15 protein-coding genes are annotated in these 15,203 nt (G+C 56.6%); 9 read left to right on the forward strand and 6 right to left on the reverse strand.

Annotated elements, in window-relative coordinates:
* Positions 1–185 precede the first annotated feature (185 nt).
* On the reverse strand, positions 186–1,217 hold the full coding sequence (locus FPL22_RS00680; RefSeq protein WP_144228197.1) for an ankyrin repeat domain-containing protein: 1,032 nt from the start codon (positions 1,215–1,217) through the stop codon (positions 186–188).
* 121 nt (positions 1,218–1,338) lie between these two features.
* Here FPL22_RS00680 and FPL22_RS00685 point away from each other — a divergent pair, with 121 nt between their 5' ends.
* The 7 genes from FPL22_RS00685 to FPL22_RS00715 all read left to right on the forward strand — a co-directional run bounded on the left by FPL22_RS00685 (position 1,339) and on the right by FPL22_RS00715 (position 7,103).
* Positions 1,339–1,779 (forward strand): response regulator, encoded by a 441-nt coding sequence (locus FPL22_RS00685; RefSeq protein ID WP_144228198.1) that lies wholly within the window; start codon positions 1,339–1,341, stop codon positions 1,777–1,779.
* 142 nt (positions 1,780–1,921) lie between these two features.
* Positions 1,922–2,575 (forward strand): prepilin-type N-terminal cleavage/methylation domain-containing protein, encoded by a 654-nt coding sequence (locus tag FPL22_RS17895; protein WP_144228199.1) that lies wholly within the window; start codon positions 1,922–1,924, stop codon positions 2,573–2,575.
* Positions 2,559–3,185, forward strand: a complete 627-nt coding sequence (locus tag FPL22_RS00695; RefSeq protein ID WP_144228200.1) for a prepilin-type N-terminal cleavage/methylation domain-containing protein — start codon at positions 2,559–2,561, stop codon at positions 3,183–3,185. The genes FPL22_RS17895 and FPL22_RS00695 overlap by 17 nt, the downstream gene beginning before the upstream one ends.
* A gap of 40 nt (positions 3,186–3,225) precedes the next feature.
* On the forward strand, positions 3,226–3,921 hold the full coding sequence (locus tag FPL22_RS00700) for a prepilin-type N-terminal cleavage/methylation domain-containing protein (RefSeq protein WP_162525145.1): 696 nt from the start codon (positions 3,226–3,228) through the stop codon (positions 3,919–3,921).
* On the forward strand, positions 3,918–4,445 hold the full coding sequence (locus FPL22_RS00705) for a hypothetical protein (RefSeq protein WP_144228202.1): 528 nt from the start codon (positions 3,918–3,920) through the stop codon (positions 4,443–4,445). Before FPL22_RS00700 ends, FPL22_RS00705 begins: the two co-directional genes overlap by 4 nt.
* Entirely contained in the window at positions 4,442–5,380 is a 939-nt protein-coding gene (locus tag FPL22_RS00710; RefSeq protein WP_144228203.1) for a PulJ/GspJ family protein, read from the forward strand. Before FPL22_RS00705 ends, FPL22_RS00710 begins: the two co-directional genes overlap by 4 nt.
* A gap of 256 nt (positions 5,381–5,636) precedes the next feature.
* The gene (locus tag FPL22_RS00715) at positions 5,637–7,103 is read left to right on the forward strand and encodes a UDP-N-acetylmuramate--L-alanine ligase (RefSeq protein ID WP_144228204.1); all 1,467 of its coding nucleotides are present in this window, start codon (positions 5,637–5,639) and stop codon (positions 7,101–7,103) included.
* A 5-nt stretch (positions 7,104–7,108) separates the two neighbouring features.
* Here the strand turns inward: FPL22_RS00715 and FPL22_RS00720 are convergent, their stop codons facing one another.
* Both FPL22_RS00720 and FPL22_RS00725 read right to left on the reverse strand, forming a co-directional pair.
* Positions 7,109–7,651, reverse strand: coding sequence for a DUF1802 family protein (locus FPL22_RS00720; protein WP_144228205.1), 543 nt, complete (start codon positions 7,649–7,651; stop codon positions 7,109–7,111).
* A 351-nt stretch (positions 7,652–8,002) separates the two neighbouring features.
* On the reverse strand, positions 8,003–9,046 hold the full coding sequence (locus FPL22_RS00725; RefSeq protein WP_144228206.1) for a small ribosomal subunit Rsm22 family protein: 1,044 nt from the start codon (positions 9,044–9,046) through the stop codon (positions 8,003–8,005).
* A 117-nt stretch (positions 9,047–9,163) separates the two neighbouring features.
* Between FPL22_RS00725 and FPL22_RS00730 the strand changes: the two genes are divergently transcribed.
* Together FPL22_RS00730 and FPL22_RS00735 are read left to right on the forward strand one after the other, a co-directional pair.
* On the forward strand, positions 9,164–10,036 hold the full coding sequence (locus FPL22_RS00730) for a DUF2092 domain-containing protein (protein ID WP_144228207.1): 873 nt from the start codon (positions 9,164–9,166) through the stop codon (positions 10,034–10,036).
* A 111-nt stretch (positions 10,037–10,147) separates the two neighbouring features.
* Positions 10,148–12,109: a S1 family peptidase gene (locus tag FPL22_RS00735; protein WP_144228208.1), complete on the forward strand. Its 1,962-nt coding sequence runs from the start codon at positions 10,148–10,150 to the stop codon at positions 12,107–12,109.
* Positions 12,110–12,145: 36 nt separating this feature from the next.
* On the opposite strand, the gene FPL22_RS00740 is transcribed toward FPL22_RS00735, so the two are convergent.
* Genes FPL22_RS00740 through FPL22_RS00750 form a run of 3 tightly spaced genes read right to left on the reverse strand, consistent with a single transcriptional unit; the run spans position 12,146 to position 15,199 of the window.
* On the reverse strand, positions 12,146–13,372 hold the full coding sequence (locus FPL22_RS00740) for a class I SAM-dependent methyltransferase (RefSeq protein ID WP_144228209.1): 1,227 nt from the start codon (positions 13,370–13,372) through the stop codon (positions 12,146–12,148).
* A 7-nt stretch (positions 13,373–13,379) separates the two neighbouring features.
* On the reverse strand, positions 13,380–14,378 hold the full coding sequence (locus FPL22_RS00745; RefSeq protein WP_144228210.1) for an ABC transporter substrate-binding protein: 999 nt from the start codon (positions 14,376–14,378) through the stop codon (positions 13,380–13,382).
* Positions 14,375–15,199: an aminotransferase class IV gene (locus tag FPL22_RS00750; RefSeq protein ID WP_144228211.1), complete on the reverse strand. Its 825-nt coding sequence runs from the start codon at positions 15,197–15,199 to the stop codon at positions 14,375–14,377. Before FPL22_RS00750 ends, FPL22_RS00745 begins: the two co-directional genes overlap by 4 nt.
* Between the last annotated feature and the right edge of the window lie 4 nt (positions 15,200–15,203).

Below are 15,203 nucleotides of genomic sequence, written 5' to 3' on the forward strand. Positions count from 1 at the left end.
AAGGGAAAGGTGCAGTGAAGCGAACGGCGCGAGGGAGGGAAGCCGAAAGACTGCGCATGGGTTGGCTTTGGATCCGCGCAAGGCAGGCGGCTGGCGCTATTTGATCCGCCTGTAATGGCTCGAAACACCGGGCGCACTGGAAATGTTGCACGTGCGCGTGGGGCGTGCGCCCTAACTCCACGGGATCAGAGCGGCGAACGTGAGAAACCGAGTTTGATCATCGCACGTCCGATCAGACCTGGGGCCTTGGGATGAAGATGAGGAGGTAATTGCTCAATGTGCCCGCGGCGAACGGCCGTGGCGAGCGGAGTGACTCCCTCATAGTTGCGGGTGGCCAGTAACTCGGCGGTCAGCAGCGACGCGGGGAGCTGATTGAGGTGCCCCTCGAAAGCGGCTGCATGCAGCGGGGTGTCGCCGTGGTCGTTGGGCGTGAGTAACAAGTCAGCGGTCAGGCTCACTGCGGGCAGGCGATTCAGCTGGCCGGTTTCCGCGATGGCGTGAATCACGGTGTAACCCGCCTTGCTCTTAAGGATGAGGTGTTCGCGCACCAGCGATTCAGGCGGCAGCTGGTCGAGATGGCCGGCGATGGCCGCAGCGTGGATGACGGTGTCGCCGGCCTTGGTCGTCAGTAGTAGCGCACGCGGAGTCAGCAAAGACGGCGGGACTTGATTCAGATGACCATTGAGCGCGGCAACGTGGAGAATGGTTTCACCACTGAGGTTGCGTTCGGTGAGAAGACCCGCGGTGAGGGTCGCTGGAGGAAGACGGTCCAATGTGCCGTTTTCGGCTGCTTCGTGCACGAGGGTGTTACCGAGGTCGGTGCGGAGCAGCAGGAGTTCGCGGTCCAGAGGTCCGATATTGGGCGGCAGTTTATCGAGATGACCGCTGGCGGCCGCCGTGTGCAGCGGAGTGTAACCGGAATTGCTGCGGATAAGAAAATGGCTGTGCGACAACAGCCCTGGTGGCAGTTGTGCCAAATGCCCGCCATGGGCGAGGTGATGCAGCGGCGTGTAGCCCGAGTCGTTTTTTAGCGTCAGCAGGGAGGGCGTGAGCACCGCTGCGGAGAGATCGCGCAGACGTCCGTATTTGGCGGCGGCGTGGAGGACGGTGTTGCCGGCGGGATTGCGCGCGGAAAGTTCGCCGGCAGTGAGTGCCTGGGCAGATTCGCGGGGCAGGGTGCCGTCGCGTAAAGCCGCGACGAGCGCATCAGTATCCATAGCGCAGAGCGAAACGTGCGCTCGGGTGTCGCGCAAAACTAAAAGCAGGCCCCCTGCATCTTACGCGGCTTTGAGTTTGCCATGAACCGGTCCGAACTCAATCTGACCCGAATACCCATTTATGAGCCTCGAAGAATCCACACCATCCGCCCCGGAAGTAGCTCGTGAGGCGGTTTTGGTGGTTGATGATGAACGTCCCTTGCTGGAGGTCTTTGCCGAGGCCTTGGGAACCCGTTTTGATGTGACGACGGCGACATCGGCGCGTGAGGCTGAATTCATCCTGCGCAAAAAGAATTTCAAAGTCGTCATCGCCGATCACCTGATGCCCGGTGGCAATGGCATGAGTTTCCTGGTGCGCGCCCGTGAGGAATATCCGCACATGCAACGCGTGCTGGTGACTGGTTACATGAAGCCCGAGATGTTGCTGCGCAGCGTGAACGAGGCGGCGTTGTTTCGCTATTTGCTCAAGCCGGTGTCGGTCGTCGAGCTGGTCAACGTGGTGGTCGAAGCAGCCAAATTGCACGACGCGCTGGTCAAGGTGGCCGCAGACGACGTGTCGTAATCGAGGCGTGGCGGACCTTGTTTCGCCGCAAGCTGTTTGCCGTGCGCTTACGTTGATTTGAACGAGGGGTATTCTTTTTGGCGGCAGGTAACTTTTGCGTTGAAGATACGAGGGAGTTGGATTGGTTGGGTGTATCCCCTCTATGCATACCCTTGCACGTATCCCCGCGCGTGAGGCCCGCCTGAACCGTCAGACTGGCAATCGCGCATTCACCCTGATCGAGCTTCTGACCGTGATCGGCATTATCGCCATTTTGGCAGCCATTACTTTTGGCGTGGTGAAGGGAGTCAACGAGCGTGCGGCGATCGGTCAGGCAAAGACTGAACTGGCGGTGCTCTCACAAGCGTTGGAGGCTTATAAAAAACAATATGGCGATTATCCGCAGACTGGATTAGTCGCAGTGGGTCCAAACACGACGACCGCTCTGGCTGCCACGCATACGCAAGCGCTTTTGTTTAATGCTTTAGCGGGTAAATTGGGTCCTAAGCTTGGGTCTGCTGCCGAAATAACCAACTCTGCAATTAACAGTAAAAGCTTTGTAGAGCTTTCTCGTTTTTCTTTGGAAACGACAACCTTGCCCTCTGTCAATAATGCAACGGCTGCTTTAAATAGTTTTTTAGATCCTTGGGGGCGTCGTTATATGTATTATTATAATTCAGCCGCTGCTGGCTGGCGTCACCCTGGGTATATTCTTTTTTCGGTTGGACCTAATGCGGATTATCAAGCCCCTACAAATACGGTTAACAACTACACTCACGCAAATAATCTCGATAGCATTTATGCAAACAAGAACTAACACTCCAGTTGCACGCTCACTGCAGGCCTTTACATTGATTGAACTTTTGACGGTGATTGCCATTATCGGTATTCTGGCTGCAATCATTATTCCTACGGTTGGCTCTGTTAAAATTTCGGCTAACAAAGCAAAGTCCAAGGCTCAGTTTAGTCAGTGGTCCGTTTCTATGGGTTTGTTTAAAAATGAATATGGTTATTATCCTTCCATTGGGACTGGTAATAAGGTTGTCGCAGCTTCATTTTTCGGTGCGCTAACGGGAAAAAGTTACAGTGGTGGAACGGCTTCGGATCTAAAGGGGAATAGTAAAAAATTGTCTTTTTATTCGGCCTCTGATTCTGAGGTTACATTAATTGCTAATGGGGATGCTGCTGATGGCTTGCTCAAAGATGCCTTTGGGAATACTGATATTGTATATTTCGTAGATTCTAATAGCGATGGTATTATTAATGATCAGGATTCTCCGGCCTTGTCGCTCGCACCTGTAACTCCAATCGATGGCGCTCCAGTTACGCCTACTGGATTTACGGCCGCTGCTGGTGTGCGATCTGGTGTGATTTTTTATTCGGCAGGTCGCGGCCTGACGGCCAATGACATAGTCTATAGCTGGTAAAATAATCATAATTTAATTAATGAAACCTAGGAGATTTTCAATGCAGCGCAGCAATTATAGGGGCTTTACGCTGATTGAGCTGTTAGTGGTGATTGGCTTAATAAGTCTTCTTGCGGCGGGTATTGGCATTTCCATGCGTAATGGGAATCCTACGTCTGCATTGAGGGCCGGACAAGGATCTCTTGTCAGTTTGCTTTCAGGTGCTCGTGGTCAAGCTGCACTTAATCAGTCGGATGCGATGATCGTTGTCGATGTTACCAATGCTGGAAATGACGATTTTTTGCGATCATTACAAGTGGTTGTTCGTGCTGGTTCAGGATTGGATGAATGGCGTGCTGTAGGTGATCCGATTATGTTGCCGCAAGGTATATATGTCGTTCCTCCCTCAAGTCCTGCTGTGCTTACATTGACTGGATGGTCTGCAAATAGACAGTCTAAGGGATTTCAGCCTCTAGCTACTTCTCTTGCTGAAAGATCCTACGACGCCGTTAATTATCAATACTATCCCACGGGTGCTTTTGCTTCTAAGACTTATCTTAAGTTTCAAGTCTTTAGCTCGTTAGGCAAAACTACCGGTGAGGGCACTATTTTGGTAACTTCTGGGCGTCGCACTGACGCCACTACTATTACTCTAGACAATCCTGATTTCATCCGAGGCGTATTTGTTAGTCGCTACGGTGTTCCTACTCTTATTAACGAAGCGCAAACATTTGATTTAGTTACTGTAACTCCATGACCTTTAATAGTTCCAAATCTGCACTGGACCCAACAGCTCGACATATTAAATACTCGGCATTTTCTCTGGTCGAAGTGGTTGTAGCCGTCGGTATTTTTGCATTAGCTATTGTGGGGGTAATTGGGCTTTTAGCTCCTACTAGTAAAAGCATTGCAGATGTTGCTGATTCAGATGCTGCGTCTCGAGTGATTACGGTTATACAATCTCAGTTGCAGCAGGCTGGGTTTACTACTGTAAAAGCCAGTTTGGGCGGGACTTTATTTTACGCATCAAAAGATGGGTCTAAGGTAGGGTTGGGGAGCAATCCTACTTTATGGACAAGCAATCAAGAAAAGTTCTTTGAGTTTACGCTTGTGCGAAACGATACATTATCTCCGGCTGCATCTGACGATGCGGCTGGATTTTTGGCTTTCACCGTGGTTCTGAAATGGCCTGCATACGTTTCGAGTGCTGATGGTCAAGGCACTGCTGTTGTCGATAATCAGAAAAGCGTTATGGTGGTTCCGGCTGCAATTACACGATGAGAACTCAAAATTTTATTAGGTCAGCCAATCGCTCTAACTCGACCAGCAAACTTGGATTCACTCTGATTGAGCTTCTGGTTGCTATCGGTGTTACGGCTCTTTTGGTAAGTCTTATGCTGGGTATTGTTACTAACATTACCAGCGGATGGAATAGATCGTCAGGCTCTTTGGAGAGCGGCAATCAAGCGCGGTTGGTTCTGGATCAAATGGCAGGCGATTTGCAGGCTGCCGTTATCAAGCGTGATACTAACGCGTGGTTGGCAGCTACAGTTCAGACCACGGGCCCAGGGTGGACAGCAGGTGGCACAAATACTTTTTCCATACCTAGCGGCGTGCCGCCGAAATTGGAGGATTATCGATTTGGTCCTTATGGAGTATGGCTGCGTTTTATTTCCACGGTTCCGGGTTCGAATGCAGACCTAGCCAATTTATCTGCACCTCGTGCAATTTCTTACCAAATCATTCGCCTGCCGGTTGTATTGGGAAGCAGTGAGGTTCGCTATCAAATGTTTCGTGCAGAAGTAGCCCCCGATGTAACATTCAGGGTTGGCTATAACTTGCTTGATGCCAAATATAATACTACTGATGACGGTGGTTCACTTAGTGTTCGATTACCCGCAGGTAGCTCAGTAACCAGAGCTAATGTAATTGCGAACAATGTTGTCGATTTTGGCGTAAGGATTTATGAGGGCACCACGCTAAAATTTCCTCTTTCGTCTACTGATGCTTATCTAGCAACGACTGATACTACAAAGGGATCAAATATTGGGTTTCCAGATTCGATTGAAGTCTTTGTTCGTATATTGAGTTCGGAAGGGGCTCAGCAATTGGCCTTGTTTGAAGCTGGCACTATAACTGGCAATTGGTGGGACATTGTTTTGGCTAACTCGCGCGTCTATACCCGTCGCGTTGAGATCAAATCCAAAAGCCTCTGATCGGTGTTTTGTTGGATTGCGCCCCGTGCCCCTCTTGGTGGCCGGGGTTTTCTTTTGTCTAAGGCATATCATTTGGTGGGGCTTTTTGCTGCCTGAAAGCGGTGGTGATTTCCGGACGGCAATCATACCTCCAGTTGGGAGATCTGCAGGGAGTGAGTCGTCGCGTGGAGGTCTTTTAGCTGGCGAACTAAGAACTGGCTTCACGCAGTCGTTGGTTTTGATCCATGGTCGCGCCACAACTATCCGGTCACACTGAATGAAAATCTACTTCATGGGGATTTGCGGCACGGCGATGGGCAATGCGGCGCTTTTGGCGCGGGCGGCCGGGCATGAAGTGCTGGGGGCTGATACCGGGGTTTATCCTCCGATGAGCACCGTCCTCGCTGATGCGGGGATCACGTTACACGAGGGATATGATCCCGCTCGGCTGCAGAAACTCGCTCCTGATCTCGTTGTGATCGGTAACGCGATGTCTCGGGGTAATCCCGAGGTGGAGTGGTTGCTGGATACCCGTGCGCTGGCGTTCACTTCGCTGCCGGCGTTGCTGCACGATACCGTGCTCAAGACGCGTAAGAATATCGTCGTGTGCGGCACGCACGGTAAAACCACGACGACTTCGCTCACGGCTTTTTTGCTGCGGGAGAACGGTCGCGATCCGGGGTTCCTGATCGGGGGCGTGCCGCTGGATCCGCCGGTAGGCAATCACCTCGGCACGGCCGCTGATCCGTTTGTGATCGAGGGCGACGAGTATGACAGCGCGTTTTTCGACAAGCGTTCGAAGTTCATCCACTACGCGCCTCACGTTGCAGTGTTGAACAACCTCGAGTTCGACCATGCGGATATTTTTCGTGATCTCGCGGATGTGCAACGGACGTTTTCGCACCTGACGCGGATCGTCCCGCGCAACGGTTTCGTGGTGATGAATGGCGACGATGAAAACCTGAAGGCGCTCGGGCCGTTGCCGTGGACGCGGGTGGTGCGCGTGGGCACGGACGCAGGCAACGATGTGCGCATCACCGGATTCTCGGAGACGCCGGCGGGCGTGAGCTTCACCTTGTCCTGGAGCGGCCAGCCGTGGGAAACGGTGACTTGGACGACGCCCGGCCTTTACAACGCGCGCAATGCGGCGATGGCGGCGGTGGCAGCGGCGCTTTGCACAGAAGACGGACTACAGAGGACGGAGGACGGACGGGTGAGGATCGGAGCTGGTGGTCGACCTTTGTTGAGTTTGGCTCCGCTGGCGCGGTTTCGTGGCGTGAAGCGTCGGCAGGAGGTGCTGGTTTCCACGCCTGCGCTCACGGTCATCGAGGATTTCGGGCATCACCCGACGGCGTTGGCTGAGACGTTGAAATCGTTTCGCAACCGGTTCCCGGAGGCGGTGATCACCGCGGTGTTCGAACCCCGTAGCAACACAGCGCGCACCAACACGCTTCAGGCCGGTTTCATGACGGCACTGGCGCTGGCGGATGATGTTTATCTCGGTGCAGTCAATCGGGCGGACAAGCTCAAGGCGGATGAGCGTTTCGATACGGAAGCGGTGATCGCCCACGTGACTGCTCATGGACGCAGGGGCACAAGCGGCGCGAGCAATGCAGAGGTCTTGGAGAAATTGGTGGCGGCAACGTTGCCTGCGATGGAATCAAAACCTCGGCTCGTGGTGTTTTTCAGCAACGGTAGCTTTGACGGGATTATTGCTAAATACGCGACGGCGGCTCGCGTGTGATTTAGCTAGCGTAAGCCGATGAGGGCTTTTCGAGCTTGGAAGCTCTCATCATCAAGGACTGGCGCACTCCCTTGCGCGGAAAAATCGGCGGGGACTTCGATCCATGATTTGCAGCCGCCCATGTCGGCGGTGAGCGAAAGGATCAGCGGAGTAGCGAGACGATGGACGCGCACAACAAAAGCGTGGACTCCCGGCGGCTGCGACCAGTCGAATTTTTCGCGGACGGCGGCTTCGTTCCAGAGATGATGGGAATCGAGAGCGGCGACATCCGGCCAATCGGTGAGAAAGGTGTGGTGAACGATGTCGGCGAAATAGGAAAGCACGACGGTGTCGCTGCTGGTCGCAGGGCCAAAAAAACGCGCGGCGTGGGGTTTGGTTTTATCGGCCTGCGCGTGAAATTGAGTGGGGAAGAGCCAAAAGCGTCCGGCGCGGGCGGCATCGAAACCACCGCGACCTTCGGAAATGCCGCCTTTACGGAGAACCAGGATTTGTTCGCCGTGGCCCAAGGCTTCGACGATCGCGTGCCATTCTTTGAAAGCGGGAAACATGGAAGAAATTGGAGTTTTAACGCAGAGGCGCGGAGACGCAAAGATTGCAAAGAGGGAAATGCGCTTGGGCTTGAGATTTTCTTGGCGGCCTTTGCGTCATGGCGTCTTTGCGTTGAATTTAGGAAATAAAAAAACCGCAGCGGTGAGGCGGCGGTTTTTAAACGTCTAAAAGCGGTAAGCGGGCTTACTTCTTGGACTTGGAAGCGGGCTTTTTGGAAGCAGCGGCGGCAGCGGCGTTCTTGCGTTTGTGGTAAGCGATGCGGCGCTTCTTCTTGATGACTTTGTTAGATTGTTGGCCCATAGGTTTTTTAAAGGTGAGTGGGTGACGTTGCGGGATAGAGGCGGGGGGAGTCAAGCGTCGGGGTGGCCTTCGTCGGATGGAGTGGATTCCGAGGATTCGTCGGCGACGAGTTGCGTGATCGCGGTGACGCGACGGCCTTCGTGGGCGAGGGCGTAGAGAGGCACGGGCGGGTTGCGGTCGAGGCGTTTGACCAAGGCGGAATCGGTGCGCTTGGACAATTCCAGCAGGTGCAGACCTGCGTTGTCGCAGGCGAGGAAGCGCGCGTAAGGTTTAAAAACCTCGACCCGGCCGAGGAGCCGGGCCGGTTGCGTGGAGGGCGGGGTGGTGAACACCGGGAGTTCGGAGCGATCCAGCACGAGGCAGCTGTAGGCCTGGCTGCGCAGATCGAGGCCGGCGCGATGGGAGAAGCGGACCCAGTTGGAATCGTTTTGAATGCCGGCGGGGGCGTGGGCGAAGAAGTGGCACCAGTCGCGTTCGTTGGCGGCTTGGAAGAGCGGGCAATCTTCGCGGTGAGTGCACGGGGCGACGATGCGGTGGCCGGAACGCAATTGATCCCGCAAGGTGGCGAGTGCGCGGCTGTCGCGGTGGGTGCCGGGCTCGATCCAGATCACCGCGGCGGCGCGTTCGACGAGCGCGAGCAGTTGGGCGCGAGCATCGTCGGGCAGCTCGTTGAGCACATGACTGATCACCAGCAAACCGATGGGCTGGCCCGTATCGGTAAACTCCGATACCTCGATCGAGGGAAACTGTTCGCGGGCGCGTGTAGCCGAAAACGTGCGTGCAAGGGGCGAGTGATCCCACACGGCAAGTGCCGAAAACCGGTCTGCGCCGAAGGCGGACATTGCGCGCCGGCCGGCGACACCACTGCCGCAGCCCCAATCGAGGAGCAGGCCGCCGGCGGGCGGACTCCAGTGACGCAGGCGAAGTTCGCCGAGCAGCGCGTCCCATTTCCAACCGATGCGTTCAGCATAGGTGACATCGTAATTGGACAAATCGGAAAGTGACTCCCAGTAGGGGCCGTTGGCGGCCGAGCCAGTGAGAAAGCCTTCGCGCAGGCGGTCGAGCGCGACCCAGTCGAGTTGCTCTGAGTTCATGGCGCGGTTTGGAGGTAGGACAAAATCAAGGGCTCATGATTTGAGGGTTTGCGCCGCGGCGTCAAAGCGCATGAGTAGAAACGCTCATCAGAATTGGTCGGCGAGCCTATCACCCCTATGAAACCCATGCGCTACCTCCAAGGACTGTCTCTGGTGTTAATCGTTTCCCTGAATGTGTGTGCTCAAGAGGCGCAACCCTTGGTCGACGCCGCGGCGAAATTGTATGCGGAGTGCCAGACCTACTCGATCGAACTGGATAATCGAATCGTCCAGTTGAAATCGGCGCCGGGAGCAGACGGACAGGCGGCTCAGTTGGAGGTGATTTCCACGGAGTATCGCCGGCTGAATCTCAAGGTGCAGCGTCCCTATGGTTACTGGTTGATGGCGCAATTGTGGCGGGATGGATCCGCCTCGCGCCCGAATGCTGCAAACGGCGCGGTGGCTTTCTCGGTCGTTTCGCGGTCGGACGATGCCTTGCCGCGACAAGGCGTGGTCGAGGGCGGCACATTCAAGATTTTGCTGGCTCCGGCCGAGCAGTTTAACGCGATGGCCAACACCCGTCTGGGCCCACAGGCGATGGAGGATCCAGTGTTGCGATATTTTCACGCGCATCGGACGGAGCCGGAAAAGAACATGTCTCTCGGTTTGACCGAGGCTGATGTGATCGGTCGTGAAACGATCAATGGGAAAACGTGTTTTCGCATCATCGGAAAAACGGGCAACGGACACTCGGTCATGCTCTGGATTGACCGGGAATCCTCTTTGGTTGCGCGTTCGGTCATCTGGTATCCCGGCACCGATTCAGAATCGGGGCTGAAAATGCTGACGGTGATCGAAGCCTTTTATAACCAGCAAAAGATCAATCCGGGTTTTGCGCCGGCCGATTTTTCGATTGGAAAATCGACGGGGAGCGGACGGGTTTCAGCCCAACAAATGGGGTTTGGGGAGACGGCTGATTTGTTGAAGTTGACGGAAATTTCGGCGCGATAGCACGCTGTGTGCGGCTAAGGAATCGGGGATTTGATTTAGTGATGGCGCACTCTGAATAATCGTTCTTATTGGGCCGGATTAAGTAATAAGCCGCTTATTACTCATTATCCCATGCGCATCTTACCCTTTTGCTGTCTTTTGGCGTTCGGTTTTGCATGCAGCGGTCTCAGCGCGCAGACGGCACAGGAAATCGTCGACAAGGCATTCCTGAACTATGATCAGATGCCCGGGTATTCTGCGCAGCTGAACAGCCGGCGGGTCACGGTGATGCTGGCTCCGCAAAAGCAAGGTGAGGAAACGAGATTCGATGTGCGGATGGTTCAATATATCCGTCTCGAGCTTAAGTGGCGCAAACCGGAGGATTGGCTGGTCATCAAGACCACGGGTGTGGAAGCCACCAACAACAGTGGTGGCAGCAGTTCTTTTTCCGCCGTGGCCCGAAACGGAGCCGGTGCCGTGCAGACCAGCTACTATGAACAGTATGGAGGCAACAAGGTGGTTACGCGGACGCTGGCGGCCAATCAATTGTCCAGCCAGCTGAACAATATTTTGAACGGCATGGTCGACTCGCCGGTGATCAAGCAGCTGCGTGTCACGTCCGGTGATTCGGGCAACATCGCGTGGGGCTTGCTGGAGCTGGAGTTGAAAGGGGAGGATGCCGCTCAAGGTCGATCCGCGTATCGGATCATGGCGCGCAATGTATCCGGAGCCGAGCTCATGCTCTGGATCGACAAGGAGAACTTTGCCTTGCTGCGCACGCTTTCGGTGAGACGCGGCGGTTCATCTTATGGCTATCGTCCGCCGGGAAGTTTTGGTTCACCTCAGGATCCCAACCTGGCGGCACGGGTTTTCACCTTCGAGGAAACGCTTTACCTTCAACAGCAGTTTAATCCCAACCTCAACGCGGCGGCTTTTGCCGTCCCGACCACCGGGCGTCCGGAATCGTTGCTCGGGGAGAAGTCAGGATTCGCCGGCATTGGCGAACTGGTTAAATGGGCGCCGGTTTCAGCTTCCACGGAAGTGCCGGGGCAAACTCCCGCAGTCGCACCGGCGGTCAATCCGGCGGCGGTGGTGGCTCCTGCCGTGGTCGAGCAAGCGCTGACGCCGAGGCAAATGTCGGGAATTGTTTTGATCGAAGGCGATGAAAGCACCGCGAGCGGTTTCATGACGAAGATCAAGGGCGTGGATTTCGTGGTCACCAATCTGCACGTGTTGGGCGGCAATAAAAAATTCACATTGAGAACCTTGAGCGGGCAGGAGCTGCCCGTGCTGGGTATTTTCGGCGCCGCGGGAATCGACATCGCCATTCTGCGTATTGGAACCGGCGAGGGGGATTTAAAGCTCACCGAGGACGTGTTTAAATCGTCCAAGATCGGCAACAAAGTGGTCGTGGTGGGTAACCGGCTGGGTGGAGGCGTGGCCACCCAAACTGCCGGGAGCATCGTGGGTATCGGGCCGACGCGCATTGAGGTGAGTGCCAATTTCGAGTCGGGCAACAGCGGCAGTCCCATTGTGGATTTGACGACCAATGAAGTCGTCGGCGTGGCGACTTATGCCGAGACGCGGCGCATTCGCATCGAAGACGGTTCCGCCGCGGGTAGAACATCCAACGTTGAGAAACGCTGGTTTGGATATCGCATCGATGGCGTGACGAAATGGGAGTCGATCGACCTAGCCAAGTGGAACGCCCAAGCCGGACGGATTGATAAATTCAGGGAGACCTCGGAGGCGTTGCACGCCGTGATCCGTTTCGATTTCAAAACCGCGCGCCAGCATCCACGGCTCACGTCCATCGTGGATGGATTCGAAAACCGTTATCGGGCGGCGGGTGTCAACAGCCTGGTCGCGGCCACCGAAGTGAAGGATCTTTTCCGCGTGATCCGGACAATTTCAGACGACGGCATGCGAGATCTGAGTTCGGGTGATTACTACGACTATTACCGCACCTGTCTTTATTGGGAAAACAGCATCTCGTCGCAGCTCGATTACCGAAAGGCGATCATTGAGGTGCTTAAAAAATATGAGGCCAACTCCAGTCTGTATCTTTCGCGTATGCGCAGCGGCAACCAGTAGTCTCGGGTGCAGTTGAAGGCACCGGCGGGGTTTGTCTTACAGTGAGAAACCCAAGTGGGTCGCGAGGCTATGACGGTGGATGCCGTAGAAGGCGGCGAACGTGCGGATGCGGGTGGCGAGGGCGGTGTCGGCTCCGCGGGCATGGCCGGTCTTGATCGCGGTGATCATGATGTTTTTAGCCGTGTGCTCGGTGGAGATGAACTCGAAGACCTTGGTGCGGTAACCGGCCCATTCCAGAAGCATGGCTCGCAGTGAATCGGTCACGAACTCGGCCTGGCGTTCTTGGAAAATGCCGTGGCGGAGAGCGTCGGTGAGAACGGGCGGTGCGGTGAGTTGCGCACGCAGTTCCTTCTGGCAGCAGGGTGAAACGACGAGGAGGCGCGCACCGGCGGTGATACCTTTGATCAGTGCGTCGTCGGTCGCGGTGTCGCAGGCGTGCAGGGCGACGAGCACGTCGAGACGTTCGAGCACGGTCGAGGCGATGTCGCCGGCGGCGAAACTCAGGTGAAGCGCGAGTCCGTGCGTGCGCGAGAGGTCGTTGCAGAGTTGCACGAGCTCGGGGCGGAATTCGATGCCGGTGACTTCGGCACGCGGGCCGAGATGCGCGGCGAGGGCGAAGGTGAGGTAGCCTTTGCCGCAGCCCATGTCGGCGATGCGGATGGGGGCGGGAGAAGGTTGAGAGTTGAGCGTTGAGAGTTGAGAGACGGAGTCGGCGGACGGGAGGAGTTCGGACTCGGTTAGGAGTTGGGAGAGGAGTTCGGTGAACTTTTGGATCTGGCGGAATTTATGCGCCATGCCTTCGCGGGGGAGTCCGCGGTCGTTGGTGACGCCGAGGTCGCGCAGCCACGGAGCGTCTCCGGCGATGAGATGAGCTTTTGCGCGATCGTGGGTTTCAGCGACGGGCGTCGGGGCGGTCGACGCGGTTTTCACGGAGAGACGTGCGGTGCCGTCGGCGCGGGTTTCGAACTGGGCGTTTTGTGCGGGAGTGAACAGATGCGCGTCGAGAAAGTCAGAGCCGAGGAGTGGCTCGATCAGCGCAAGCGCTTCGGCGGGCGGGTGGTTTTTGGTGATGTCGCGCGTGGCGTGCCGCCAGAGCAGCGAGAGGTGCGGGCCGGACTTCAGCGTGACCGGCCGCACGAAGAGATTGTTCAGCGTGGCGTCGGCGCCGCGGTGTTTTCCTAGGGTGAGCTTCACCAGCGTGCCGTCATGGACGGCGGAGCGGAGCAGATCGAGAAAACGGAGGCGGGCGTCAGGTGCGGACATGTTTGGTTTATGGCAAGTAGTCGGTGGTCATGGCCTGATCAACCGTGACCTTGTCCTTGGGGAGAATGGCGAGTTCTTCGAGCTGGTTAATCTGAGTTTGGAAACGTTCGCGGGTGATGCGTCCGATGTTGGCGGAACCGCCTTCAGGGCCGCGACCGGTGACGAGTTTTTCGTCGATGATCATTTTGCGCGAGAAGAGCATGAACTCGTCGGTGTTGTTGGCATTGGCCGCCTTCATGAGCGCGTGGGCCGGAGCGGGGTCGTTGGTGAGGTAGTCGTTCCAGCCCTTGATGTAGGCTTTCACAAAAGCGCGGGCCTCGGCGGGGTGGGCGGCGAGCCAGGCTTTGTTGGCAACGAGCACGGCATAGGCGTCGAAGCCGGCGTCCCAGGCGTAGAGGAAGCGGGGCATTTCACCGCCGGCTTTGATGATGTGGTAGGGCTCGGCGATGTAATAGCCCTGCTGGATGAGATCCTTGGTCGCGACAAAATTGGCGACGGAGTAGTTCTGCGGAATGAGCTTAAAATCGATGCTGTATTTTTTCTTTAGATACGGGAGAAAAGCCCATTCGGGACGGGCCATGAGCGTCTTGCCATTGAGGTCTTCGAAGCGGGTGACGGGGTTGCCGGCGTGCAGCATGAGCACCGACGGGTCATTCTGGAATACGGCGGCGATCTGCGTGACGGGGATGCCTTGGGAGATGGCGAGGAGCGTGTTGGTGCTGTCGCCCTGGCCGATGTGGGCTTGGCCGGTGGCGACTTTCTGGATGACAAAGGCGTTGGGGCCGCCGGGGATGATTTCGACGTCGAGGCCGGCGTCTTTGAAAAAGCCTTTGGCCTGCGCCTGATAAAAACCGCCGTGCTCGGGTTCGGCGACCCAGTCGAGCTGGACGATGATTTTGGCGGGAGTTTTGACCAAGGCGACGTCGGCGGAGACCCAGACTTTATCGCACGAGGTGAGGAGTAGGCAGACGGCGACGGCCGATAAAAAATGAGGGAGAAGTCTCATGATAGAGATTGGGTTTCGGAAATGTGGTAGAGGTTTTTCAGGCTGCGGGTGAGCGGTCCGATTTCGAGGTGGCGATCGTCGATTTGGGTGACAGGCATGACACCGAGGAGGGCGTTGGTGACGAACACTTCGTCGGCATGGAGCAGATCGGAGTGGGTGAGCAGACCCTCGCGAACGCGGGCGGAACCGAGGAGCGCAAGGACTTGGGCGCGGGCGATACCGGGCAGGGGGCCGCTGGCCAGTGAAGGCGTGTGGGCGATTCCGTCCCGCACCGTAAAGATGTTGCTGGTCGCGCCCTCGATCACGATGCCGGCGGGGGTGAGGAAAAGGGGCTCGTCGAAGCCGGCGGCAACGGCGACGCGTTTGGCGCGGATGTTGGCGAGGTAGTTGAGGGTCTTGTGGCCGGAGAGGGCGCCGGTGCGTTCGCCGGTGAAGACCGTGTTGACGCGGAAGCCGCGAGCGTAGGTTTCGAGCGGATACGCGTTGGCCTTGGTGGAGATGAGTTCGCCCGTGGTGGTTTCGTCGCGGGCGAAGAGGACGATCTTGACGGAGCCGTCGGTCAGGGTGTTGGCGGTGGTGACGAGGGCGAGGCGTTCGCGAAGGGTTTCGATGGAGACGGTGTAGCGCAGGTCGAGGGCGCGGGCGCTGGCGGTGAGGCGGGCGTGGTGTTGCGCGAGGAAGGCCGGGCGACCGGAAGTGATTTTTACGGTTTCGAAGATGCCGTGGCCGTAGAGAAATCCCTCGCTGGTGGCAGGAATGAACGCCGAGGCGGCAGGCAGGAGAACGCCGTCGAGAATGACTTGTGAAGATGCGTCGGTCATGGCG

It is taken from the genome of Rariglobus hedericola (genome assembly GCF_007559335.1).
In the GTDB taxonomy this organism is placed as follows: Bacteria; Verrucomicrobiota; Verrucomicrobiia; order Opitutales; family Opitutaceae; genus Rariglobus; species Rariglobus hedericola.